At 58.1% G+C, this 24,127-nt stretch carries 22 protein-coding genes and 2 pseudogenes; 6 read left to right on the top strand and 18 right to left on the bottom strand.

The window, feature by feature from the left end; all coding sequences use genetic code 11:
• Positions 1–59 precede the first annotated feature (59 nt).
• Positions 60–581: a lactoylglutathione lyase gene (gene gloA / locus EYC95_RS00980; protein ID WP_131058687.1), complete on the bottom strand. Its 522-nt coding sequence runs from the start codon at positions 579–581 to the stop codon at positions 60–62.
• Between the two features lie 145 nt (positions 582–726).
• On the opposite strand from gloA, the gene EYC95_RS00975 reads away from it, so the two are divergent.
• Positions 727–1,251, top strand: coding sequence for a DUF4946 domain-containing protein (locus EYC95_RS00975; protein ID WP_131058742.1), 525 nt, complete (start codon positions 727–729; stop codon positions 1,249–1,251).
• A 176-nt stretch (positions 1,252–1,427) separates the two neighbouring features.
• On the opposite strand, the gene EYC95_RS00970 is transcribed toward EYC95_RS00975, so the two are convergent.
• The 3 genes from EYC95_RS00970 to EYC95_RS00960 form a co-directional block, all read right to left on the bottom strand.
• Positions 1,428–1,790, bottom strand: a complete 363-nt coding sequence (locus EYC95_RS00970; RefSeq protein ID WP_131058686.1) for a histone-like nucleoid-structuring protein, MvaT/MvaU family — start codon at positions 1,788–1,790, stop codon at positions 1,428–1,430.
• A 233-nt stretch (positions 1,791–2,023) separates the two neighbouring features.
• Positions 2,024–3,559 (bottom strand): cyclic diguanylate phosphodiesterase, encoded by a 1,536-nt coding sequence (locus EYC95_RS00965; protein ID WP_131058685.1) that lies wholly within the window; start codon positions 3,557–3,559, stop codon positions 2,024–2,026.
• Positions 3,560–3,674: 115 nt separating this feature from the next.
• The gene (locus EYC95_RS00960) at positions 3,675–4,547 is read right to left on the bottom strand and encodes a LysR family transcriptional regulator (protein WP_131058684.1); all 873 of its coding nucleotides are present in this window, start codon (positions 4,545–4,547) and stop codon (positions 3,675–3,677) included.
• 79 nt (positions 4,548–4,626) lie between these two features.
• Between EYC95_RS00960 and EYC95_RS00955 the strand changes: the two genes are divergently transcribed.
• Positions 4,627–5,565 carry a DMT family transporter gene (locus EYC95_RS00955; RefSeq protein WP_131058683.1) on the top strand — a complete coding sequence of 313 codons (939 nt, stop codon included), beginning with the start codon at positions 4,627–4,629 and terminating at the stop codon, positions 5,563–5,565.
• A gap of 249 nt (positions 5,566–5,814) precedes the next feature.
• Positions 5,815–6,891 (top strand): 4-hydroxyphenylpyruvate dioxygenase, encoded by a 1,077-nt coding sequence (hppD, locus tag EYC95_RS00950; RefSeq protein ID WP_131058682.1) that lies wholly within the window; start codon positions 5,815–5,817, stop codon positions 6,889–6,891.
• 140 nt (positions 6,892–7,031) lie between these two features.
• Here the strand turns inward: hppD and rarD are convergent, their stop codons facing one another.
• The 7 genes and pseudogenes from rarD to EYC95_RS30940 all read right to left on the bottom strand — a co-directional run.
• Positions 7,032–7,919: an EamA family transporter RarD gene (gene rarD / locus EYC95_RS00945; protein ID WP_131058681.1), complete on the bottom strand. Its 888-nt coding sequence runs from the start codon at positions 7,917–7,919 to the stop codon at positions 7,032–7,034.
• Between the two features lie 110 nt (positions 7,920–8,029).
• The gene (locus EYC95_RS00940; protein WP_131058680.1) at positions 8,030–8,983 is read right to left on the bottom strand and encodes a D-2-hydroxyacid dehydrogenase family protein; all 954 of its coding nucleotides are present in this window, start codon (positions 8,981–8,983) and stop codon (positions 8,030–8,032) included.
• 13 nt (positions 8,984–8,996) lie between these two features.
• Positions 8,997–10,022 (bottom strand): alpha/beta fold hydrolase, encoded by a 1,026-nt coding sequence (locus EYC95_RS00935; RefSeq protein ID WP_131058679.1) that lies wholly within the window; start codon positions 10,020–10,022, stop codon positions 8,997–8,999.
• Positions 10,023–10,107: 85 nt separating this feature from the next.
• Entirely contained in the window at positions 10,108–10,542 is a 435-nt protein-coding gene (locus tag EYC95_RS00930) for a YqaA family protein (protein WP_131058678.1), read from the bottom strand.
• Positions 10,542–10,988: a DUF411 domain-containing protein gene (locus tag EYC95_RS00925; RefSeq protein WP_131058677.1), complete on the bottom strand. Its 447-nt coding sequence runs from the start codon at positions 10,986–10,988 to the stop codon at positions 10,542–10,544. The genes EYC95_RS00930 and EYC95_RS00925 overlap by 1 nt, the downstream gene beginning before the upstream one ends.
• 147 nt (positions 10,989–11,135) lie before the next feature.
• Positions 11,136–11,660: pseudogene (locus EYC95_RS30945) on the bottom strand (methyl-accepting chemotaxis protein); the annotation flags it as partial.
• A 336-nt stretch (positions 11,661–11,996) separates the two neighbouring features.
• A pseudogene (locus EYC95_RS30940) lies at positions 11,997–13,127 on the bottom strand (cache and HAMP domain-containing protein); the annotation flags it as partial.
• 319 nt (positions 13,128–13,446) lie between these two features.
• On the opposite strand from EYC95_RS30940, the gene EYC95_RS00915 reads away from it, so the two are divergent.
• A complete protein-coding gene (locus EYC95_RS00915; protein ID WP_131058675.1) occupies positions 13,447–13,980 on the top strand; it encodes a hypothetical protein in 534 nt (177 codons plus the stop codon).
• Between the two features lie 46 nt (positions 13,981–14,026).
• On the opposite strand, the gene EYC95_RS00910 is transcribed toward EYC95_RS00915, so the two are convergent.
• Positions 14,027–15,022 (bottom strand): aldo/keto reductase, encoded by a 996-nt coding sequence (locus EYC95_RS00910; protein WP_131058674.1) that lies wholly within the window; start codon positions 15,020–15,022, stop codon positions 14,027–14,029.
• Positions 15,023–15,140: 118 nt separating this feature from the next.
• Between EYC95_RS00910 and EYC95_RS00905 the strand changes: the two genes are divergently transcribed.
• The gene (locus EYC95_RS00905; RefSeq protein WP_131058673.1) at positions 15,141–16,067 is read left to right on the top strand and encodes a LysR family transcriptional regulator; all 927 of its coding nucleotides are present in this window, start codon (positions 15,141–15,143) and stop codon (positions 16,065–16,067) included.
• Here EYC95_RS00905 and EYC95_RS00900 read toward each other — a convergent pair.
• The 6 genes from EYC95_RS00900 to EYC95_RS30080 all read right to left on the bottom strand — a co-directional run bounded on the left by EYC95_RS00900 (position 16,056) and on the right by EYC95_RS30080 (position 23,774).
• Complete coding sequence (locus tag EYC95_RS00900; protein ID WP_131058672.1) at positions 16,056–16,991, bottom strand: GNAT family N-acetyltransferase; 936 nt, start codon at positions 16,989–16,991, stop codon at positions 16,056–16,058. The two genes, EYC95_RS00905 and EYC95_RS00900, sit on opposite strands and share 12 nt — an antisense overlap.
• Positions 16,991–18,280, bottom strand: coding sequence for a phenylacetate--CoA ligase family protein (locus EYC95_RS00895; RefSeq protein WP_131058671.1), 1,290 nt, complete (start codon positions 18,278–18,280; stop codon positions 16,991–16,993). Before EYC95_RS00895 ends, EYC95_RS00900 begins: the two co-directional genes overlap by 1 nt.
• A gap of 52 nt (positions 18,281–18,332) precedes the next feature.
• Positions 18,333–20,735 carry an aldehyde dehydrogenase family protein gene (locus EYC95_RS00890; protein WP_131058670.1) on the bottom strand — a complete coding sequence of 801 codons (2,403 nt, stop codon included), beginning with the start codon at positions 20,733–20,735 and terminating at the stop codon, positions 18,333–18,335.
• A 1-nt stretch (position 20,736) separates the two neighbouring features.
• Complete coding sequence (locus tag EYC95_RS00885) at positions 20,737–21,867, bottom strand: acyl-protein synthase (RefSeq protein ID WP_131058669.1); 1,131 nt, start codon at positions 21,865–21,867, stop codon at positions 20,737–20,739.
• Positions 21,868–21,883: 16 nt separating this feature from the next.
• Positions 21,884–23,125, bottom strand: coding sequence for an MFS transporter (locus tag EYC95_RS00880; RefSeq protein WP_131058668.1), 1,242 nt, complete (start codon positions 23,123–23,125; stop codon positions 21,884–21,886).
• A gap of 511 nt (positions 23,126–23,636) precedes the next feature.
• Positions 23,637–23,774 carry a hypothetical protein gene (locus tag EYC95_RS30080; protein WP_165557409.1) on the bottom strand — a complete coding sequence of 46 codons (138 nt, stop codon included), beginning with the start codon at positions 23,772–23,774 and terminating at the stop codon, positions 23,637–23,639.
• A gap of 157 nt (positions 23,775–23,931) precedes the next feature.
• Between EYC95_RS30080 and EYC95_RS00875 the strand changes: the two genes are divergently transcribed.
• Positions 23,932–24,120 (top strand): hypothetical protein, encoded by a 189-nt coding sequence (locus tag EYC95_RS00875; protein ID WP_131058667.1) that lies wholly within the window; start codon positions 23,932–23,934, stop codon positions 24,118–24,120.
• Positions 24,121–24,127 lie beyond the last annotated feature (7 nt).

Here is a 24,127-nt window from a genome sequence, read left to right as displayed (position 1 = left end):
TGAGTGATCATGGGGTTTTTTGTGCCTCACACCTTCCCACCGGGGAATGGTGGTGGAGGTTACATCGGGGCTGGCTGGATGATCTCAACCCAGTACGCATCCGGGTCTTTGATGAACGCCAGGCTCTTCATGCGACCGTCGTTCAGGCGTTTCTGGAAATCGCAGCCCAGCGCTTCAAAGCGTTCGCAAGCGGCACGGATGTCCGGCACAGAGATGCAGATATGGCCGAAGCCGCGCGGGTCGGTGTTGCCGTTGTGGTAGGCGAAATCTGCATCGTTCTCGGTGCCGTGGTTGTGGGTCAATTCCAGAATGCCCGGGATCGATTTCATCCATTCGGTACGGGCGGCAGCGTCGGCCGGAATCTGGGCTTTATCGACCAGCGCCAGGAAGTACAGGCTGAATTCGGCTTCCGGGAAGTCGCGTTTTTCCACCAGCGAAAAACCCAGGATGCGCGTGTAGAAATCCAGGGACTTGGTGATGTCTTTGACCCGCAGCATGGTGTGGTTGAAGACGAACTTCTGGGTGGCGGTGTCAGGTTGCGCGGTCACGCCGGGGAAAGTGTTCAATTCGTGCAGGCTCATGGGCCCTCCGGAAAATAAGTGGGGCTAACGAATGGCGACAATGATACGCAAGGGCTGGGACATCACCAAACGCAAACAGTCGGCTATTGCCTGACGGACGGGCGAGGCTCAGACTTTACGGTTCAATCCGTGAGTGTTCATTGCAATGATCCGATTCTGTAAATCGACGTTGGTCCTGTTTTGCCTGCTGTCAGGTGCTACTAGCGCTCATGCGGATGCGCCGGTGGTGACCTGGCCAAATGGCTGGGAGGTTGAAGCCGTGCCGCAAGATGACGCCAAACCAGAGGTTGTCCGGCAGCGCGCGGTGAAAGTCGACCAGGGCGGAACACCGGTGCTGGTAATGGAATTGACCATGACTCCAGTAGAAAGCAGTCATCAGGTCAATCTGGAAGGCGTGTTGCTGGAAATGCGCAAGTCGGTGCAGAAAGACTTTTTTCAAAGCGGCTATCAAAGTGTCTGCAACAAAATTCATCCAGCGCCCTTGAGCCGCTTATCGGGGTTGGAAACTACCTGCACGATTACACAGAATGGTCGACATGTGCTGTCGCAAACATTGGTCGCGGCGGTGGATGCCGATAAGGCCTATGTTCTTTCCTACGCGGGGCAGTCCGAGGCTTATAAGGCAAGTCAGGACGAAATAGCAGCAGCTCGTAACAGCTTGAAACTTTAGCTGACGGTTTGCATGACTGCAGATTTCAGCGCGATCCGAAATTTTTAGATACCCAAACGGATTAAGCACAAAGTTGAGTCGGCAAGTAGCGAGTTGATCGTCTCCTTTCGTTGCATTTAGAAGGCGTTTATAAAAAAGCCCTGCATTGGCAGGGCTTCTTTTATCACCGCGAGTGCTTAGCCTCGCAGCCAGGAATCAACGGTAGCGGCACCGTACTGTTCCTTCCAGGCTTTCAAACCGCGGTGGTTGCCACCCTTGGTTTCAATCAGTTCGCCGGTGTGCGGGTTATGGTAAACCTTGACCACGCGAGCGCGGCGGGTTTTAGGGGTTGCTGTCTGCAGGCCGGATTTTGCCGGGTTCGGATCGAGGATGGCGATGATGTCGCGCAGGCTTTTGCCGTAGGTTTTCATCAGCCCCTGGAGCTTTTCTTCGAACTCGATTTCTTTCTTGAGCCCGGCATCATTCTTCAGCGATTCCAGCTGCTTGAGCTGTTCTTGAAGGGCCTTTTCAGCGGCACGAAATTCAGCGAGTCTGGACAAATTCATTACTCCAATAGTGTGTTTGGCTGATACCAACCGCAAACAAAGCTATAAGCCAAGAGCCTTGAAGCGACTCGGTGATAGTGGCTCACCTGCCAATCTTGCACAGGCATGAAAAATTGTAGTAGTTAATTGGCCAAGAGTAAATCCTGTCTTTTTCTTCATGTAACAACAGTAGACTTTTGATTCAATTTGGTGCGCTGTTTCGTTGTCTCGTCGCTTAAAACCGCCGGTTAATGGTGCCTTAATGCATTAATGAACTCTGCACCGGGCATCGGTCGACCGAACAAATAACCTTGCAGGAAGTTCACGCCATGGGCGGCCAGATAGTCACTTTGCGCCTCGGTTTCCACGCCTTCGGCGACGATCCCCAGATCAAGCTTGGCCGACAGTTCGATAATGCTGTCCAGAATGTGCCGGGAAAGCGCGTCAACGCCGATCATCGCGACAAAACTCTGATCGATCTTTAGGAAGTCCACATTGAACTGACGCAGGTAACCGAGGCTTGAGTGGCCGGTGCCAAAGTCATCGATGGCGATCATCACGCCCAATGCGTGGAGCTGCTCGAACAATTGGTGCGTGATGGCTGTCGGCTCGATCAGTTCGCGCTCGGTCAACTCCAGCACCAGATTGATGGCGCCCGGCGCAAAGGCACTGAGAAACTCACGGCAGTCCTCGACCAGATCCAGGTCCTTGCAATGGCTGGCAGTGATGTTGATGCCGATGTGGAACGGACCGTCGAACGACGACGCAGCAGGCGCCAACAATGCTGCGGTCTGTCGCATCAACGAGCGGGTCATCGGCACGATCAACCCGGAATGCTCGGCAAAAGGAATGAACAGGTCCGGGCGCACCAGGCCTTCCTTCGGATGGTTCCAGCGCATCAACACTTCGGCCCCGGACCAGGTTTTAGTATCGCCATGCACCACGGGCTGAAAATACGGAACGAACTCGGCAGACTCCAGCGCACGCTGCATTTCGTGACTGGGGGATGACGAGCGTTTCTGTAGGACATGTCCGATAGCGCCCGACACCATCCCGAAGAAGATAAGCAAACTGAACAGCGGCGGATACTCGCTGCTCATGTAGCGCCAGGTTTCACCCTTGGGGAAACCGGCGGCGACCTCAAAGGCATAACGCGAAGATGTCAGTTCAATTGGCGCCACTGGCGAGGCCATCAGAACACCTTCATGAAACGCGCCATCGGCAGATAACCAGTTGGGACCGACTTGCAGCAACAACACGGTTTTGCGGCCGATCATGCGCAGCACGTTGCTCAGGTGATAGCCGTCCAGGGTACTCATCGCGCCCTGTTTTCCTTCACTGAGTCGATACACCAGTAACGCAGTATCGGGCGTGACCGGGTTGCCTTTCATCAGCAGCAACTGGCCTTTGGAGTAGTCGCCGGCACTGATCTTTTCCTGGTAGTCACCGAACAACGAACTGCAATAAATGTTGTTGTCCCACACTAGGTTCGTCGAGCGCACGAACGGTCGGCGGGTAACCTGCTCGCGCAGGGCCAGTTTGACGTCATTGCAAGGTTGGCCGGCCAGCGGCAGCAGTTCGCGCGCAGCCTGGGCGGTATTGTCGAGTATCAACTCGAATTGGCGGACGGCTTCTTCGGCCGTCAGCTCGGTACTTTGCTGGAGCGTGCGCTCAGCCTGCATATAGAGGATGACGCCCCCCAACAATACTGGGAGCAAGCCGCTCAGCAGCGTTACAACCAGTCGTTTGCCGCGCTTGCGGCGGGTTTTGGCGTTCAGTGGCATTCGCGAAGCCTGTGACGATGAGGTACGGCTCTCAAATGCTGGGAGGATAACGGCACGTCCCCCAAAAAGAGTTCAGGTAGTGGGCATGATAGATGGTCGTCGATCCTTTTGCCGCTCAACGATAGCTCAGGCTTGAAGCCAGTTGAATAAACGCCAGCGTTGCGGGCGACGACTGACGCTGGTCGAGCACCGCCAGGCACACCTGCCGAGTAACGGGTGGCGACAGCGGTTTTTTCACGTAGCGGCTGTCGTTGTCGTCGGGCAACGAGCCTTCGGCGACAACGGTCACGGCATCGCCACGGCCCACGGTGTCGAGGGTGCTGAGTAGCTGCGAGCAGCGATAACGGATGTTCGGTGTCAACCGGGCAGCACTGAACAGCCGTGAAACCAGCTCCGAAGATCCGGCTTCGGTCAGCACGAACGGGTCGTGACACAAGTCGCTCAAACTCAGGCTGTCGCGACCCACCAGCGGATGACCGGCGGGCAGCAGGGCGACCATCCGGTCTTCGATCAGTGGGAAGGTGTCGAAACGATCTTCGGGCAGCACCACGAAACCGATATCGATTCGCCGCTCTTCCAGCCACTGGAGAATCTGACGGTCCGGTCCTTCGTCGATGTGGACTTCGATACCGGGGTGAGCGGGGCGGTAGTGCTGCAGGATCTGTGGCAGCAGTTTGATCGATGAAGTCGGGCCGAACGAGCCGATACGCAGGGTGCCATGCTTCATTCCGCGGGCGTCGGCGGCTTCCTGGCGCAAGGTGTTGGCCAACCCGAGCATCGCCCTGGCGCGCGATAAGAGCTGTTGGCCGATGTCGCTCAGTTCGATTTGAGACTGGTGGCGCCTGAACAACTCGACCCCCAATTCCTGTTCCAGCGACTTCAGGGCGTGAGACACCGCCGATTGGGAAATCCCCAACCGATTGGCCGCCATTGTGAAGCCGCGCAGTTCGGCGACCAGCGAGAAAATCTCGAGTTGTGTCAGGGTCATGAGTCTTTACTCATTTTACGATGATCGCGCATTAATCCAATGATACGTCATCTACCCCCGATTAAAGTCCTGACGCCTTATGAATAGCTATGCGCAAACCATGTCATCGGATGTCCCGGTGTATCTGAAACTCGCTGCCGTCACCATGATCTGGGGCGGGACGTTCGTGGCCGGCCGGTTTCTCGCGGACAGCCTCAGCCCGTTGTTTGCCGCCAGCCTGAGATTCCTGCTGGCCAGCGTGGCGTTGCTGGTGTTTTTGCTGCTGGCCCGCGTGCCATTGGCGAAACCGAGCCCCAGGCAATGGCTGCAACTGACACTGTTGGGGTTCTTCGGGATCTTCTTCTACAACCTGTGTTTTTTTTACGGGCTGCATTACATCAATGCTTCGCGAGCGTCGTTGATCGTGGCGCTGAACCCCGCCGTGATCGGACTGGCGTCATGGCTGCTTTTCAAGGAGCGCTTGAGCCGGACGAAGGTCGTCGGGATCGCGGTGTGCATAGCCGGGGCGAGTCTGGTGATCGTCAGCCGAAACCCGCAACTGCTGGCCGGCAATGCTAACGCCTGGATCGGTGACCTGCTGATTTTCGGTTGCGTGCTCGGCTGGGGGATTTACTCGCTGTTCTCCAAGGACCTGAACCAGACGCTGGGGCCGGTGCAGACAGTGACGTATTCGATTCTGCTGGGTACGCTGATGCTCTGGGTGACCAGTGCGGTGCGCGGTGAACTGAGTGTCAGCGCGCTTATCGGTCTCGGCCCGCAACAATGGCTGAGCCTGATGTACCTGGGCGTGTTGGGCTCGGCGCTGGCCTACATCGGCTATTACGACGGCATTCGCCAAATCGGCGCGACACGTTCGGGGGTGTTCATTGCCTTGAATCCGCTGACTGCCGTGATCCTCGGCGCGTTGCTGTTGGGCGAGCAGTTGACGCTGGCGATGTGCCTGGGAGGAGGGCTGATTCTCGCCGGGATTTTCCTGTGCAACAAACCCCTTGCGCGAGCAGGGAAAAAGGGGATTTGATACAGAAGGCGGACAAACCTATTTACGCTGTGTAGAATCGGGTTACGCATACAATAATAATCGTCTTCTGGAAGCAGAAGCCTCGCCCGCATCAGCCTTGGGTCGACAATGAAAAGTTTCGGGTTTCAATTGATCTACGGTGACTTCCTCGCCCGCAGCGTGCGGGGCATCTCCTGCGCGCCACCCGCCGGCTTCAGCATTATTAGCAACTAACGTTCCGTTAATTCTAAAAAATGATGAGGCGCCAAAATGGCAGATTTATACGAAAACCCAATGGGCCTGATGGGCTTTGAATTCATCGAGCTCGCATCGCCGACCCCGAACACCCTGGAGCCGATCTTCGAGATCATGGGCTTCACCAAGGTCGCGACCCACCGCTCCAAAGACGTGCACCTGTATCGCCAGGGCCAGATCAACCTGATCCTCAACAACGAACCGCACAGCGTCGCTTCATACTTCGCGGCCGAACACGGCCCGTCGGTGTGCGGGATGGCGTTCCGCGTCAAGGATTCGCAGCTGGCCTACAAGCGCGCACTGGAAATCGGCGCCCAGCCGATCCACATCGAAACCGGCCCGATGGAGCTGAACCTGCCAGCGATCAAAGGCATCGGCGGCGCGCCGCTGTACCTGATCGACCGTTTCGGCGAAGGCAGCTCGATCTACGACATCGACTTCGTGTTCATCGAAGGTGTGGACCGTAACCCGGTCGGTGCTGGTCTGAAAATCATCGACCACCTGACCCACAACGTTTATCGCGGTCGGATGGCGTACTGGGCCAACTTCTACGAGAAGCTGTTCAACTTCCGTGAGATCCGTTACTTCGACATCAAGGGTGAATACACCGGCCTGACCTCCAAGGCCATGACCGCGCCGGACGGCATGATCCGCATCCCGTTAAACGAAGAATCGTCCAAGGGTGCCGGGCAGATCGAAGAGTTCCTGATGCAGTTCAACGGTGAAGGCATCCAGCACGTGGCCTTCCTCAGCGATGACCTGATCAAGACCTGGGATCACCTGAAGAGCATCGGCATGCGCTTCATGACCGCGCCACCGCAAACCTACTACGAAATGCTCGAAGGCCGTTTGCCGAACCACGGTGAGCCGGTCGATCAGCTGCAATCGCGAGGGATCCTGCTGGACGGTTCGTCCGAGTCGGGCGACAAGCGCCTGCTACTGCAGATCTTCTCGGAAACCCTGATGGGCCCGGTGTTCTTTGAGTTCATCCAGCGTAAAGGCGACGATGGTTTCGGCGAAGGTAATTTCAAGGCGCTGTTCGAATCGATCGAACGTGATCAGGTTCGTCGTGGTGTACTCGCCACCGAATAAGCCGCATCAGATGTAAGAAAGCCCGGTCAGCAACAATGCTGGCCGGTTTTTTTTGGATCATGCAAAACCAATGTAGGAGCGAGGCTTGCCCGCGAAGGGGCCGATGAAGACGCTAAAAGCTTCGCGGGCAAGCCTCGCTCCTACATTGGTTTGCGTCGTTGTCGCACCAGGTGTTTGAAGCCTTCAAACACCAGCACCACTACCGCCAACCAGATCGGAATATAAGTCAGCCATTCCCCAGGCTTGATGCTTTCCCCGAGCAGCAACGCAACGCCCAGCAGCAACACCGGTTCCACATAACTCAACAGCCCGAACAGGCTGAACGGCAACAGCCGGCTGGCGATGATGTAGACCACCAGCGCCGACGCACTGATCACCCCGAGTATCGGGATCAGCAGCGACAACCACGGATGTTGATCAAACACGCCGAAACCCTGCTCACCACTCTGCACGAACCAGAACGCCACCGGCAGCGTCAACGCCATGTCCAGCCATAAACCGCCAAGGTTGTCGGCTGCCAGACGCTTGCGCAGGATGAAGTACAGGGGATAGCCGATGCAGACCAGCAAGGTCGCCCAGGAAAAACCACCGACCTGATACACCTCGTTGATCACGCCGAGGCAGGCCAGCATCACGGCGATTTTTTGCAAATAGGACAGGCGCTCGCCATAGGCAATCCGCCCGGTCAGCACCATGGTCAGCGGCAACAGAAAATACCCGAGCGACACATCCAGGCTGTAGCCGTTGAGTGGCGCCCACATGAACAGCCAAAGCTGTACACCGAGCAGGGCCGAAGAGGCGACCAGGCCGGCGATCAATTTCCGATTGCCAGCGATGCGCCGGAAAATTTCGAGCACACGCTTCCATTCGCCGGAGACCACCATGAACACGGTCATGCACGGCACGGTCAGCAGCATGCGCCAGCCGAAAATCTCCACGCCGCTCAGGGGCGTGAGCAACGAGGTGTAGTAATACATGACGGCAAACAGCACCGAGGCCGAGACCGATAAAGCGATACCTTTAGACAAACTGCCCTCGCGAGGTTGGACGTGAAACGGGCGCAGAGGATACGTGGTTTTCGCGTTCAGTATTGACGAACTGATCAACATTGATCGAGTGCGAGAGCGGCGCTGCGGTCTTAGCTCAGAAGCCGAATCGGCTCACCGGCAGACCACGCCTGGACATCCTCGATCATCTGCGAAAAGAACTGATGGTAGTTCTGTCGACTGACGTACCCGACATGGGGCGTCGCCAACACATTGTCCAGCGTTCTGAACGGATGATTCACTGGCAATGGCTCGACGTCGAACACATCCAGCGCAGCCCCCGCCAGCCGATTCTTCTGCAACGCCTTGATCAGCGCGGCCTCATCGACAATCGGTCCGCGGGCGGTGTTGACCAGCAGCGCCGAAGGTTTCATCCAGTTCAGCGCTTGGGCGCCGACCAATCCCCGGCTGCGATCACTGAGCACCAAGTGAACCGACAGCACATCGGCCTGCTCGAACAGTTCCTGCTTACTGACGTAGGTCACGCCCACCTCGGTGGCACGTTCGGCCGTGAGGTTTTCGCTCCACGCGATAACCCGCATCCCGAACACCTGACCGAACTGCGCGACGCGTTTGCCGATGCTGCCGAGGCCGAGGATCGCCAGCGTCTTGCCGTGCAAGTCGCCACCCAGGCCTTGCTGCCATTTTCCTGCGCGCAAGGCATTGGTTTCGACCACGAGATTACGGGTCGCGGCCATGATCAGCGCCCAGGTCAGCTCCGGAGCGGCATGTTTGTAGCTGTCGGTGCCACTGACCTGGATGCCCAGAGCAGCAGCGGCCTTGAGGTCCAACGCGGCATTGCGCATGCCGCCAGTGACCAGCAGTTTGAGCTTGGGTAACTGGCGCAGCAGGTCTTCATCAAACCGGGTGCGCTCGCGCATCACGCAGATCACCTCGAACTTGCCCAGACGCTCAGCCAGGGTTTCGTTGTCGGCAGGATAGTCATGGATAAAACGCACTTCGCCGAGGCTGTCCAGCACTGACCAATCGACCACGTCACGGGCCACGTCCTGCCAATCATCGATCACCGCAATCTGCACAGCCATCAGCCTTACCTCATCAACGAACGGGATTGGATTTGTTCAGCCAGTCGAGCAGTGCCTGGTGGAATTGCGCCGGTTCTTCCATCTGCGGCGCGTGGCCCATGCCAGGGAATTCAACCAGTGTGGACTGCGGAATCAGTTTCGCCACTTGCTTGCCGAGCACGTCGTAGTGACCGAGCTTCGCCTTGACCTCCGGTGAGGCAATGTCACTGCCGATGGCCGTGGTGTCGGATGTGCCGATCAGCAAAAGCGTCGGCATCTTCAGGTCCTTGAATTCGTAATACACCGGTTGGGTGAAGATCATGTCGTAGATCAACGCCGAGTTCCACGCCACTTGCGTGTGCCCCGGGCCTTTATTCAGGCCGGCAAGCATATCGACCCAGCGATCGAATTCAGGCTTCCAGCGGCCACCGTAATAGGTGTTGCGTTCGTATGTGCGGATGCCGTCGGCGCTGAGTTTCAGTTCGCGCTCGTACCATTGATCGACGGTGCGATACGGCACCCCGAGGGCTTTCCAGTCTTCCAGGCCAATCGGATTGACCAGCGCCAGTTGCTCGACCTGATCGGGGTATTGCAGCGCATAGCGCGTGGCGAGCATGCCGCCGGTGGAGTGCCCGAGCACGCTGGTCTTCTGGATGCCAAGGGCTTTGAGCAGTTGCTGGGTATTGGTCGCCAATTGCTGGAACGTGTATTGATAGTTGTCCGGTTTGCTGGAGGTGCAGAAACCGATCTGGTCCGGCGCAATGACCCGGTAACCGGCTTCGCTCAGGGCTTTGATCGAGCTGTCCCAGGTGGCGCCGCAGAAGTTTTTGCCGTGCATCAACACCACGCTGCGCCCGTTGGCCTTGCCGTGGGCGGCGACGTCCATGTAACCCATCTGAAGGGATTTACCCTGGGACTCGAACGCGAAGTGCTTGACCGTGTAGGGGTACTCGAACCCTTGCAGTTCCGGCCCGTATTCCGGGCCTTCAGCATGAGCCAGAACCGGCAATGCCGCTGTCAGAAACAGGCCGGGCAACCAGCGCGAAAGAGCAAGGGGCATGGGTGGACTCCGTTGGAAAACAGCCGATGCTGGATCGGCATGATTAGGGCGACATTAAACACAGGCAATTGCCGCACCTGATCGTTCAACCGATCCAGCCCAGCGTGGCTAGGGCCAGCACCCCATAACGAGCACCCTTGGCGAGGGTTACGATCAGCAGGAACCGCCCAAACGGCTCGCGCATGACGCCTGCCACCAGCGTCAGCGGGTCACCGATGATCGGCACCCAGCTCAGCAGCAATGACCAGTGACCATAGCGTTGATAGTGTTTTCGGGCCTGTTCGAGATGGCGCGGGCTGACCGGAAACCAACGCCGGTCGCGAAACCGTTCGATGCGACAGCCGAGCCACCAATTCACCACTGAGCCAAGGACATTGCCCAGCGTCGCGACGGCCAGTAGCGACCAAAGCCAGTATTGCCCGCTGAGCAACAGCCCTACGAGCACCGCTTCGGACTGCAACGGCAGCAAGGTCGCGGCACCGAATGCCGAAAAGAAAAGCCCGATGTACGCACCGCCCATCAATGGGCAGGGTAGTCCGCCACCACCACATCAGTGCCGTCCTTTTTCAGGCCGATCACTTGATAAGCATCGCTCATGCCGTCCATTTCCATCCCGGGCGAGCCCATCGGCATGCCCGGTGCCGCAACACCCAGCAGGTCATCGCGTTTGCTCAAGGCAAGGACTTGATCCGCCGGAACATGGCCTTCGACGAATTTGCCATTGATGAGGCCGGTGTGACATGACGCCAGGCGCGGAGGCACGCCGTGCTGTTGCTTGAATTCGCTCATGTTGGATTCGACGTGGTCTTCAACCTTGAAGCCATTGGCCTCGAGGTGGCTGATCCATTTTTTGCAGCAGCCGCAGTTGGCGTCACGGTGGACTTCGATCGGGATCAGGTCGGCGGCCTGGACCAGGGAGGAGATAAAAAGGGCGCTCAGGGCGACCAGACGCAGGTGGGTTCGCATGGGGGGCTCGTCTCGGGGTTGCGGCCAAAAAGATACATTTTGACCATTTTTTGCCGCGGAGAGATACGAGGTTGTTTCGAAGTAATACCGCCAGTTCCTCACCAGACCAAGCTCCCTCGCCACAGGGAGCTTGTCAATCAGCAGCGGTCAACGCACCTTGAACCGCCCCATGATCGCGCTGACGCGAGTGTTGGCTTGCAGCAGTTGCTGAGTATTGAGCTCGCTGGCCTGACCGCTTTTCACCAGCTCATCCACCATGTGGCGGATCTGCACCATGCTGCGGTTGATCTCTTCGGTCACCGCGCTTTGCTGCTCGGCGGCGGTGGCGATCTGCGTGCTCAGGCTGTTGATGTGGCTGACCGAACCGGCCATTTCATCCAGGCCCGTGTTGACCCGCGCCGTGGCATCGGCAGCGGACTGGCAGCTGGCCTGGGTGTTTTCCATGGCGCTCACTGACGAACTCACGCCTTGGGTCAGGCGCTTGAGCATTTCATTGATTTGCGAAGTGCTGGCCTGCGTGCGGGCGGCGAGGGCGCGGACTTCATCGGCGACCACTGCGAAACCACGACCTTGCTCACCGGCCCTGGCGGCTTCGATGGCGGCGTTGAGTGCCAGCAAGTTGGTCTGCCCGGCAATGGCGCCAATTACCCCGAGAATCTCGGTGATGCGCTGCGCATCCTCCTGCATGCTTTCAACTTTATGGGTGGCGCTTGCCACTTCGTCGATCAAGGCGATCACGCTACTGGACGCTTCACCAACGACGACGCGCGAACGGTCAGCGTTTTCGTTGGCGCGCTGGGTGAAGGCAGCGGTTTCTGCGGCGTTCTGCGCGACACTTTCGGCGGTCGAGCTCATCTCGGTGATCGCCGTGACCGTCTGATCGGTTTCAGACGCATGGCGGACCAAAATCTGGCTGGTGTGGGCGGAGGTGCGCTGCAAGTTGTCGAGGCTGGACGCCATCGCGCCGGTGGCCTGGGTGACTTCGCCGATCATGTTCTGCAAGTAGACGATGAAGGCGTTGACCGAGTGCCCGATGGCGCCCAGCTCGTCTTCGGCGCGGATGGTGATGCGCTTGGTCAGGTCGGCATCGCCAGCGGACAGGGCGTCGATGTTGGCCTTCAGAATTCTCAAGCGCTGAACCAGTTGGCGAATCGCGTAGATCTGCAGCAACACCAGCAGGATCACCATCGGGATTTGCAGCAGACTCAAGGTGCTGAGCACATCGTCACGCTGGGCGGTGATCAGCTTGGTCGGCAGGGCAGTGGCGAGGAACCACGGTGTGCCCTCGATCGGGCGCATGAAGAAGGTGCTGGCTTCACCGTTGTTATCGAACTCGCCCCGCTGCGACTGATCACGGTTTTGCAGGCCGGCCTTCACTTGGCTGGCGAAGGGCGAGTTGCTGGCCAGTTCACTGATGCTCTTCAGCACGATCGGCCCGCTGATCCGCGAGCTGTTGCTGATGATCTTGCCGTCGGCCTCGACGATCAGCATTTCTGCGCCGAGGTCTTTTTCCTTACGCGCGATCAAGTCGTTGAAGAAACCCAGGGTCACGTCGATGGTCGAGACACCATACGCCGCGCCATTTTTCTGAATGGCCATGGCGCAGTTGGTCCGCGGCTCGGCGCTGGCGTCATCTTTATAGGCAGCAGCCCAGGCGCATTGGCCGCGCGGGGTTTGCACGCCGCCCTTATACCAGGTCTGGTCGTAATAGTTGGGGGCCGCATCACTGTTCCAGAACGTATTGACCGCGAGCTTGCCCGAGGCGTCGCGGTGCCAGAAGGTGCTGAACTTGTTGCGTCCGGCCTCACGCTGGCCGGGCAACGGCCAGATCCCGCCACCGAACACTTTCAACTCGCCGTACTGATCGACCAGGCCTGGCAGCACCGTATCGATGGCGGCGCTGTCGAGTAATGGGATGGTCTGGGTGATGCTGCGCTGTTGCGCCTGAACTTTGTTCAGCTCGCCCTGGATTTGCTCGGCCACTTCGGCGATGCGGTTGAGGGCCACCTGTTCTTCGGTGTGGCGAAGTTTAGGCGCGACCAACTGGCTGATGCCGACCACTGTCAGAACGAACAACAGCAAGATGAACAGGACCAGAAACAGCGTGTAGCGAGCCTGGATAGTGCGGAATGCGGGCATGGGACCGGTCCTTGTGCAGCGTTTTTATTGTGGTTTTCGATCGAAAGATCGGCGCTTCAAAGGGCTATCGGCCCGCAACAGGCGAGCTTTAGGTACGAACGTACAAGAATGGAGCTGGGTGACGGACGGTCAGCCCCTGAAGGGTGTCAATGTGGATACAAATGCACTGTTCAGGACGCATTACGAGCCGAATCAGTTGTGTCGACCAATGTTGGAAAGTTGGTCTAGACCAATGAATAAAGGCACTTGGTGCTTTGTATCTTAAATGTACGAAAATTGTAAAAACCGGAAATAGTTGTAGGCAGTCGGGAGTGCAGTCATGACTATCGGCTATGCCGGGGCTTGGACGTCCAAGGCAGGTTTACTGGTTAAAGATACGGGCGGCGGCAAGCCTGTAACGCAAAGCGCCAGGATCAAGCAGATGCTGGCACTGGTGTGGACCAATCCAAACGCGCTGAGCACGGCGAAAATGGATGCAATGAAAATCCACCGAAACGTAAAAGGTTTCGACCCGGAAAATGTCTCCGCCAAACAACTGGGCAAGCTCAGTGCCTTCCTTAGAGGTAAAGGCCTGATTTCCGATACTACGTGGATGACGTTAATGAATGCCGGTGACAAGTTTGACCGGTTCGGGGTTCAGAATGACCCGGATGCAAAATTCAATGCGCTGGAGTATTTCGCCACGCAACTGGACACCATCCAGAACAACAGTATCAGGGGCGACAAGTACGCCACTGGCCTGATCCCGGAATACAAGACAGCGATCTACGTATTGCAGAACTTGCAGACTTACGGCAAGGGCAATGGGACGACGGTGCCACCTACCGATGGTGGCGTCAGCGCCAAGGCCTGACATTCGGTAGTGCTGGCCCACTCAGACCGGGTGGGCCAGGCGTCGGTTACCGGTCAAGCAACTTCATCACTTCCTCTGGATAGCGCAATCCTGCGGTGGCATTGGCCGGGAAGATCGCTTCCAGCGCGTGCAATTCGTCGCGGCTGAGCTTTACCTCCAGTGCGGCAACATTCTCCTCAAGGTATTTACGCTGTTTGGTCCCTGGAATCGGGATCAGGTAGTCACCCTGCGCCAGCACCCAGGCCAATGCCAATTGGCCTGCCGTCACACCTTTGTCGGCTGCCAAGGCCTGAACTTGCTGCACCAGCAACAGGTTTTTCGCGAAATTTTCCCCTTGAAAGCGCGGGCTGAAGCGGCGGTAATCGTCGGCGGCAAAGTCATCCGGGCTTTTCAATGCACCCGTCAGAAAGCCGCGACCCAATGGGCTGTAAGGGACGAAGGCAATGCCCAGGCGCTGACACGCGGCCAGGCAACCGTTCTCTTCCTGATCGCGGCTCCACAGCGAATACTCACTTTGCAGCGCGCTGATGGGATGGACCTTGTGCGCACGTTCCAGCGTGGTCACCGACGCCTCACTCAACCCCAGGTAACGCACTTTGCCGGCCTTCACCAACTCCGCCATGGCGCCGACAGTTTCCTCGATGGCCACCTGCGGGTCGATCCGGTGCTGGTAGTACAAATCCAGGGTTTCAACACCCAGGCGTTTAAGCGTGCCGTCAATTGACTCGCGAATGTAGTCAGGTCGACCGTTCACGCCCCGGGCTCCGGGGTTGGACGGATCGCGGACGATGCCGAACTTGCTGGCCAGGAACACCTGCTCGCGCTTGCCGACAATCGCCTTGCCGATCAGCTCTTCGTTGGTGTGCGGGCCGTACATGTCAGCGGTGTCGAGCAGGTTGATCCCCAGTTCCAGCGCCCGATGCAGGGTGGCGGTGGCTTCGCGGGTATCGACACCGGTCGTGTAGAAATCGGTCATGCCCATGCAGCCCAGACCGATGGCAGAAACCTGCGGGCCATTTTTGCCCAATTGACGTGTTTGCATGAAATCAACTCCCTGTGGTGTAAGCCCCTAGTGTTGACCTCGACAGAAACAAGATAAACCGGCTAAAACTGCTTTCACTGTTCGTAATTTCTAAATAATCACTTGGATCACCTGACAAATGGACCGTTTTAACGCCATGCGCGTGTTCACCCGAATCGTCGAGCTGGGCGGCTTCGCCAAAGCGGCGGACAGCCTGCAGTTGCCCCGCGCGTCGGTGAGCATCCTGATCAAGCAACTGGAGGCGCATCTTGGTGTGCAACTGTTGCAACGGACCACGCGGCAGATCAGCCTGACCCTCGACGGTGCCGCCTATTACCCCCGTTGCGTGCGATTGCTTGCTGACCTGGAGGAAACCGAAGCGGTGTTTTCCGCCGCCCACCACAATCCCAAAGGCTTGCTGCGAGTGGACATGCCGTCCGGGATCGGCCGCTTGATCGTGATCCCGGCATTGCCGCAATTCACCCGTCGTTATCCACTGATCGAGCTGGATATTGGCTTGAATGACCGACCTGTCGACCTGATCCGTGAGGGCGTCGATTGTGTGTTGCGCGGCGGTTCGGCGCTGGATGATTCGCTGGTGGCGCGGCCGCTGGTCATGCTGGACCAGGTGACCTGCGCGAGCCCGGAGTACCTGCAACGCCACGGCTCGCCTCAACATCTGGCCGACCTTGAGGGCCATCTGATGGTCGAGTATTTCTCCAGCACCACCGGCAAGCGTTACGGGCTGGAGTTCGTTGTCGACGGCCAGATTCAGTTGATCGATCTGCCCAAGCATGTGTCGGTTAACAGTGCCGACGGCTATCTGGCGGCGTGTGAGGCAGGCTACGGACTGATCCAGACGCCTTACTACCACGTTGCCCGACAGTTAAACGAAGGCCGTTTGTGTGAAGTGCTCAAAGCGACTCCGCCACCCGGGATGCCATTGACGGCGCTCTATCCCCCACACCGCCAGTTGTCCCGGCGGGTGAGGGTGTTTGTCGACTGGCTCGTGGAGCTTTGCGCGCAGCCGGGCAATGACTTTCACAGAAAAGACTCAAGCGGCTGAGCGCGCGCTGCCCAGTGATTCGGTGTTGCGCTGCAAGTCGTCGTGCAACTGTTGCATGTAGGGGCAATGCAGGTTGAGGTGCCGAGGCTGTGCCCCTCGATGAAACAGGGCGAACCATCCATGACTGCCGGGCTTGGGCATCAACCCGGTGAAGGTGAAACCAAGCCGCGTCAAGCTGTGCAGGTCCTCGGCAAAGTGCTGCGACAACGCCAGTTGGGTCGAGATCATCCAGTGTCCGGGTAATTGCCGTATCTGTTCGAGCAGGCGCTTGGTCAGGCGGTGAATGACTATGTCGAAACGGTGATGGTGTTGCGTGATCTGTAAGGGCATCGCAGGTGGTGTTGTCGTTTCCGGATGGGTCCCGAACAGCGAACACAGGTGTTGCATAAACCCCCGGTAACGCTCGGGCCAGGGAATGTCGGGGAGCGGGCGCGCGTGGCCTTCGACCAGGTGGCAACCCATCACGATGGTTTCCGGGTGCGGTTCGGCGAACGGCGAAGGAACGTAGTCGGGAAGCACTCCCGTACTGTGGAAGCCAATGTTTGCGGCCATGCGTTGCGTGTAGGGGTGGTGGGTCACTTGTTTGATCAAGACGCTTGTGAAACCCAGCGGCCCTGCCTGCAACAGCAACTCCCGGCCCAGACGCGTCGCGATACTGTGCCCCTGCGCAGCGGGATGCACCACGCTGAGGGCCAGTTCCGCGGTCTGCGGGGACGCTTCATGGCACAGCGCTGCATGCCCGAGAACCCGCACGTCGTCCACCGCCAGCATGGATTTCCAGCGGCCGTCGGCAATGTGCTGGCTGATCATGTTTGGCAGGTAAACATCCGGTTGAACGTAATGATCGCCATAGACCTCGCGAAACAACTGGCTCACGTCGCGGGCGTCGCAAGGGCGGTAGCGTCGAAAAATCAGATGAGACATCACGCAGTCTCCGGCGATGGCGCGTCATAGGTGCGCAAGTCCAGGACCCGCATCTGCTTGCCCGAACGAGGATGAAGTTTCAGTTCGGTGACGGTGCAGGACAGCACTCGCAACTCCAGCAGCCCTTCGCGATTCAGGTGCTCGAGCGCGGGGTAGTGGGCCACAAGCGCTTCATACAGCGCCCGGCACAGCGGGGCGGTGGCCACGGTTTTAGCGTCAGGCACCCATTTCACACTCACGATGTCCTTGTAGCCGTCATGTTCGATACGCAATTGCCATTGGTCGGTGTCAGCGACGCGCTGGACGATCTGCTGCATTTCGTCGATCAACAACGACATAGATCCCACCCGAACCCGCTGACTATGGGCACTCCGTCCCTTGAGGGCGAATTTGCGCATCGGGATTGTGCCAGGCTCACGCCAGCAGGCGCGGTCGCCCACCGGGTAACGCAGCAGTGGCATGAGCCGGCGTGTCAGGTTGGTCACCACCAGCAACCCGGTGCGGTCGCATTCGTCGATGACTTCACCGGTGAGCTCATCGACGATCTCCAGAAAGGTCTGTGGTTCAAAAACCCGATGCTCGCCCAGAGCGCAGTCGCGGCTGGTGGCGCCAATCAGGCCTGCATCGACGCTGGCATAGCCGATTGAGGCGATGCGCACGTTGGGAAACACCTGGTTGAGAATTGCCAACTGCGGGGCGAACAGGCTTTCGCCGCCGTACAGCAACGTATCAACTCCGCACAGCACCCGTTGATGCTGAGTCAGGTACGCCGCAAAGCTTAATAACTGAGCCGGTACGCCGACCAGCACATTGATCCGGTGTTGATCAAGCGCATCGGCCAGGACGTCCATGCTGACTTCGCCGGTGAACGGAAACTCGCAGATGGACCGTTTCACGTGCGCCAGGGAGTCGTGGATGAACACAAAACTGGCATAGAGATCGCCGCAGAAGAACAGATTGGCAACACGATCGCCGTTTTCCAGCTGCGAGGAAATACTTTCGCCGAACGTGCCCACCAGCGTTTGCCATTCATCCGAGGTGTAAACCGACAGTTTGCCGTGACTGGTCGATCCCCCGGTTTTGAACACCAGCGCGTCATTGATCTGCCCCGTCAACACTGGCCATTTATTCAGATCGTTACTGTCAGCCCAATAGTCGGCCACGTTAGTCAACGGCAAGTCTTTTAATTTAATACCTTCTGCCGGTAAGTGGCTCAGGTGTGTACGGTAGAAATTTGAGTGTTGCCTTATGTAAGGCACGAGTTGTTCAAGCGAATAAGTTGTTTTCACTGGGTTCTCTTTTTTATCAGGCGTTATCAAGGCAAAAAGACTAACGATGTCATTATTTTCTATTATCAATAACCAACGGTATTTTTCCGCTGTGATTGTTTCTTGTGAATTCGGATTCGGCGCACTCGTGAACCTCCACCGTTATAAGCTCGGCGTACACGGCATTGGCCAGTGCTTCATGGCTCAATAACTTTTCATAAACCTTATCGGCCTCCAGGTTCGCTAAAACCTCCAGCCGCTCCCTGCCATCGGGGGCGTGGTCCAGGACAAGTTGAACAGGCATGCCGACGCTTTCCTGCAACGCCATAGGTGAAATGAATTCCGTGCCCATCCGTATCAGCTTGCCGTGGCGCTGCAACAACTCGAATCGGGGCGTGTCGAGTCCACAAGGACAGGCTCCTGGTATCCAGCGGCCCGTGTCTCCGACGTCATACCGGCGCACAGCCTGGCCTTGCCGGGCCCGGGACGTAAACAGCAGCCGGCCGATCTCGTTGGCCTGTACCGGCACGTCGTGTTCGATATCCACGATTTCCAGATGCTGGGTATCGCACATCAAATGAAAGACGCCGTCTGCCGTTGCCGTGCAGGCATGCCCCAACGGGCCGGCGTCGACCGAGCCATAGATCGCCGAGCGGATCGTCGAGACTCCGCAGCTTTCCATCAGGCGCAGGCTGGCCTGGCCGGGGTGCTCCCCGCCAAGGAACACTTTGCCGATGCCGGCGTACGCGCGAAGTCGGCTTTGTTCGTTGAAAAACAAGCGATGCAACGTACTTGGCATGCCGATCAGCACGGTGACGCGGTGATCAACGATCATCTGCGCAATTTCGCTGAAGTCATCATGGTGCGGCGCCCCCATGGGGAAATGCGTGACGCCCATCTGTTCCAGGACCTTGGTGAAGCTGGAGAAGCCTCCATACAGGCTGCCGCCGTAAAACAGGTTCATCACCCGATCCGTTGACGGGTCGAGGCCGGCGGCAAACATCCCGTCAGCCGCAGCGCGCATCTGCTGTTGAAAGTCGAGATAGCTGAACCCGGCGAGGGCTGGCGTACCGCTGCTGCCCCCGGAGCGAAAATACAACTGTGCCGCGGCGTTGATCGGCTGGGTCGTGAACGCGTTTTTGTCCATGATCGGTTCATGACGTGTATCGGGCGCGGAGGGGAGCGCATCGAGCGTAGCCCGGCCAGATACAACCTCCGGTGCCAGACTCACTGAGAGGCGGCGACTGAAGCGTGACAGCGCGTAGACGCCGTCGTGGGGCTCGCCGGGGTAGCCGTCATGAATCAACCCGCACGGCGCGATACGCGTGACGCCGGCGTTGACCAGCGTCCGCACCAGCCCAGGCGTCTCTGCCGGAGCGCAAATCAACGCGCAGCTTTGCAGGACCGTGCGCCAAGGTAATAGCGTCTCGGCGATCAAGTGTTGCGGCACGGGTTTGAGCAGCAGCGTACGAAACAGCGGCGAGGGCGCGAGCATTTGGTGGTGATCCCAGATGACTCTCCATCCGGGGCCGGCCCAGACCTGGCCGGTCTGGTTCCCAAAGCAATGTTCCAGTTTCGCCATGGCGGTGCGGGTGGTGATCTCAGAGGCTTCCTGGTCTGTCGGTACCAGCGCTGGCCAGTGTGAAGCGCGGCGTGTGAAGGCTTCAGCCAGACGTTCACCCATGTCCCGCAAAACCGCCGGATCGCTGCTGTCCACCAACAGCCATTGCGGGCTGGAACACGCTTGCTGATCGAGACTGCACACCTCATCCACCAACGCGTCCAGCGTCGAAGGACTCGCCGCGTCGGGCAACAGGTAAGCGAAACTGATCCTGTGACCCCAATCGATCCAGCGACACCCGGCCGGGATTTGCTGACGAATCGCCTTGAGGGCCTTTTCACCGCCCCAGGCGGCGACGCCATCGGCGTGGGTGCAGAGTTGCGCGATCTGAGCAGTGCCGACCGGCAGCACCGCAATGAAATCAGCCAGCTTGCCGCTGGTGTCGCAGTGCACCAGCGCCGCGAGTAACCGGGCGGTCAATCCTTCATCGCTGGAGCTGGGGCGCAGCCAGTTGATGTTGCCGGCCAGCAGGCTTTCCAGGACCGCACAGAACGCCAGCAACGGCGCATTGCCCGGCGTCACGTGCACCACCAGCCCCAATGGGTGCCAGCTTTCAAAACACGCTTGCCGGTAATCGATTCGCCGCAGCGATCGCGGTTGTACACCCAGTTCTCGCTCAAGTTTGGAACGCAGGTTGCTGCGCTGGCAGAAGTCGACAAGCCCCGATTGTTGATCGTTGTCGAGGCGCACATCGAGCCTGCCAGCCTGCAATTGCAGGATGAAACGGGCCGCTGCGTCGATCACGGTGTCGCTGTCGATCGGTGTATTCAGCAGTCGCGGCAGTTGTGGGTGCAGCTCCTCGAGCGCAGCTTTGAGGGTGATGTCGTCACGCAGTTCGCCATTGATCAGGTACATATCAGATCCCTCCAATCAGTTCAGACGCGGCCATTGCGCAGCTTCGGCTGGCGGTCGTGCCGGCGCGTCCATGCAGTTCAAACCAGTCGGTCTTCAAGCCGCACCCGCAGCTTGCACCGGGGTGCAACGTCGCCAGATCCCCCATGACCACGGCGTGCGCGGGGCTGGACGAAATGTAGGGCGACACGAACTCCAGCAAGCCGCGCCGGCCGTAGGGCTGGACGGTGAAATCGGCTGGATTGCGCACGAAGACCTTCGAATAAACCGGCACATGAAAATGCTGGTGAGCGCACTGGATGTAAGGCACTGCATGCTCGACAGCGCCGTAGCCGTCCCGGCAGCGGGCCAGGTCGATGCCCAGTTGGCGGTTGATCCGCTCATACAATTGCGACAATGGAATTTCCTGCGCCGCCTGGGTTTTCCAGCCGCCACCGAGAAACACCAGTGACTCGGCCGGCAGCTTCAGGTCCGCTACGCCGGTGTCTTCCATGTGCTGCAACGCGTGGGAAAGGAAGGCAGGGAAGCCAAGAATGCGAACGGGTAAACCTTCTTCGGCAAACGCCTGCAAGGCGTGGATCACCCCAAACAGATCAAACTCATGACCATTGCCAGTCAGGCGCAATCCATAGACGACACGGTTTACCGGCGCATAGCTGCACAGAAACTGGTCGGTGTAGGCGGTGCCCAAGGTAATCGCAGCCTTGGGTTCATAGCTCAGGAGCAAGTAATTGCAGGGACTGTGCGGAGTGTCCCAGCCGTAATGGCGAAAAATGTGGCTCACCATGCCTTGGGCAGCGGCCATGCTGCGCTGGTCATAACGCAGGCGACTTTTCTGGCCGCTGGTGCCGGACGATGTCAGTTCCAGCGCGCCTTCGCCCGTGGGGCCGTACAACAGGTGACGCTTGAAATAGTTGGCGAAAATCGGCGGCAGTCTTGACCAGTCATCCAGCGTCTCCAGGTCCTGTGCATCAAGACCGTTGCTGTTGAGCCAGCGCTCATAGCCAGGCGTGTGGTGACAATGAAACAGGCTGATTTCCGCCATGGCCCGGTCGAACAGGCCTTCAGGCACGGAATCCAGGCAATAGGGTTGCGTTAACGCGCAAAGCGCATCGGTGTGGGGTAACTGGATCATCAAAGGACCTATCGGGTCAGGCAGCAAGCGGGAGGTGGGAACGCCGCAGAAACAGGCGCAAGGGCAGCAGGCACATGAGCCCTGCGATACCCGCCATCAGGGCGAAGGATTCGTGGCTGTCGCCGGCGCCGGCCGCCGCAATCAGTGACCCGCCGCCGCCCATGACGGCGATTGAAATCATGCCGATCATGGCCGAGACCAGGCCCTTGCTGTCGTCGCTTGAAAACAGCGCGAGCCGGTAGAGAGCGGCATTGCTCATGCCCAGGCCGACGGCGTACAGCGCCAGGACGCTGATCAGTACGGGTGTTGCAGCGCCATAGAAACCGATGACAAGCAAGGTGATGAGCCCGCCACAAAACGGCCAAAGCGCGTATCGAATCAGTTGCGGCAGCTCAGTGTTGGCAATCAATCGGTTGAGTATCAGATTGCCGACAATCACCGCCGCAAACACCGGGATTTGCCACAGGCCGTACTCAAACGACGAAAACCCCTGGTTCTGAATCAGCAGGAGCGGCGCCAGTCCGATCCAGGCGATCAATGGCAGGCTCATCACGCCCAGCGCAACCGAGGCCGTCATGAAACGCAGGTTGGTGAGTAACGCGACATAGCGACGAAAGATGCCGCGCCATTCGAAGGGTATTGCAGCCAGGCGCTGACCATCGTGGCGCAGAGTCCCGACGGTCTCCGGCATGAAGGCGAAAAGCGCAACCCAGGTCAGCACGCCAATAACGCCCAGCAGTAAAAACAGCTCCCGCCAGGAGATCCATTCCAGCAACAAACTGCCAAGCAATGGCCCCAGAAGCGGAGAAAGCAGGGCAACATTCCCTAGCAGCGCCATGATTTTTACCGCGTCGGCTTCGCAGAAGACTTCCTGCAAGGCCGGGTAGCTGACGGCGATGACGAACCCCAGCCCCATGCCTTGAATCAGGCGCAAGGCGTTGAAGGCGAATATGGTCTGCACGTTGAACGCGGCAACGCAGGCCAGGGCGAATAGCGCGCAACCGACAAGCAATACCCTGCGACGACCGAATTGATCGGACAGCGGCCCGATCAGCCACTGCAGAAGAATGCCCCCGGCCAAATACAGATTAAAGGCATAAGGGACATGCTCGGGACTGGCATCCAGTTCTCGAGTGACAGTCAGCATGGCTGGCATAATCATATCGCTGGCCATATAAGTGAGAAGTTCGAAAAGAGCAATTGCGATGCAAAACCCGAATAATCGAATGGGTCTTATATTAATCAAGGCGCGGCGCATGAAATTCCTTTGGGGGCTGAAGTTGTAAAGTGAGTTCTCAGGTGACGAGGCAAGAATAGTCATCATCGATGAATGATTTCATTGCGGTTATTGAGACACAAAATTTCAGAGTTTTTGTGACCGGTCTAGCTCGCGGTTCAAAGGAAAAAAGAGAGGTTGTTTGTGAAGTGACTTACAGTAGTGCGGGAATATTCCTACACGAAAAAGCCCGCTAAAGAGCTAATGCTGTTCACTTAAGCGCGGGCACTCATTTGTGGCGAGGGGATTCATCGAAACGTCGCACCGCCCCGTTCGGCTGCGAAGCAGTCGTAAATCCACACAACTCGGTCTGTCTGAACGGGCGCAGGGGGCCGCTTCGCAGCCCAACGGGGATGAATCCCCTCGCCACAGGTTCTCGCTCGACTGATGATTGTCTTAAGTGAACAGCATTACGCTAAAGAGCGGGCTTATTTACAAGTATTACAGGGTACGTTTTTTTATAAGTGATCAGCTTTGCACTTGCAAATGCGCGTTAACGGTGCTGGTAATAACCAGGTCCACCCCTGTCGTAATGGTGGTCGCCGTGCCAGCCGCCGTGGGGGAAAACGATGCAGCCGCTCAGGGTCAGCAGAGCGAGCAGGGGAATCAGCAGTGTGATTCGACGGAACATTTGAAAATCCTCATGGTTATCGCCGCGATAAAGCCAAATCTCTTCATCGGCTGTAACATGAGACCCCGTTTGCAGCGTCCCATTCCCGCACATAGGTAGGGGCTTGGCATGCTTTCGGATACAAGCCGGATACATTTTTCAGGTTCAGGAACTCGCAATGACTCAATCGCAACGTTTGAAATACTCGATTCTGATCTCCCTGGTGGTATTGGGGATCATGTTCGGTCTTTCGTATCTGCAAAACACAGGCGTCATCAGCGAGAAGCTGTTTCAGTACATCGCCATCGGCGTGGCGGTGGTCGTGGTGGTGATCAATGGCGTGATGCGTCGCAAGGTCAAAGCTTGAGCGACGC

Source organism: Pseudomonas sp. BGI-2, assembly GCF_004310295.1.
Taxonomy (GTDB): domain Bacteria; phylum Pseudomonadota; class Gammaproteobacteria; order Pseudomonadales; family Pseudomonadaceae; genus Aquipseudomonas.
Note: the sequence above shows the minus strand (reverse complement) of the source record. Positions and strands in the feature narration are given on the sequence as shown.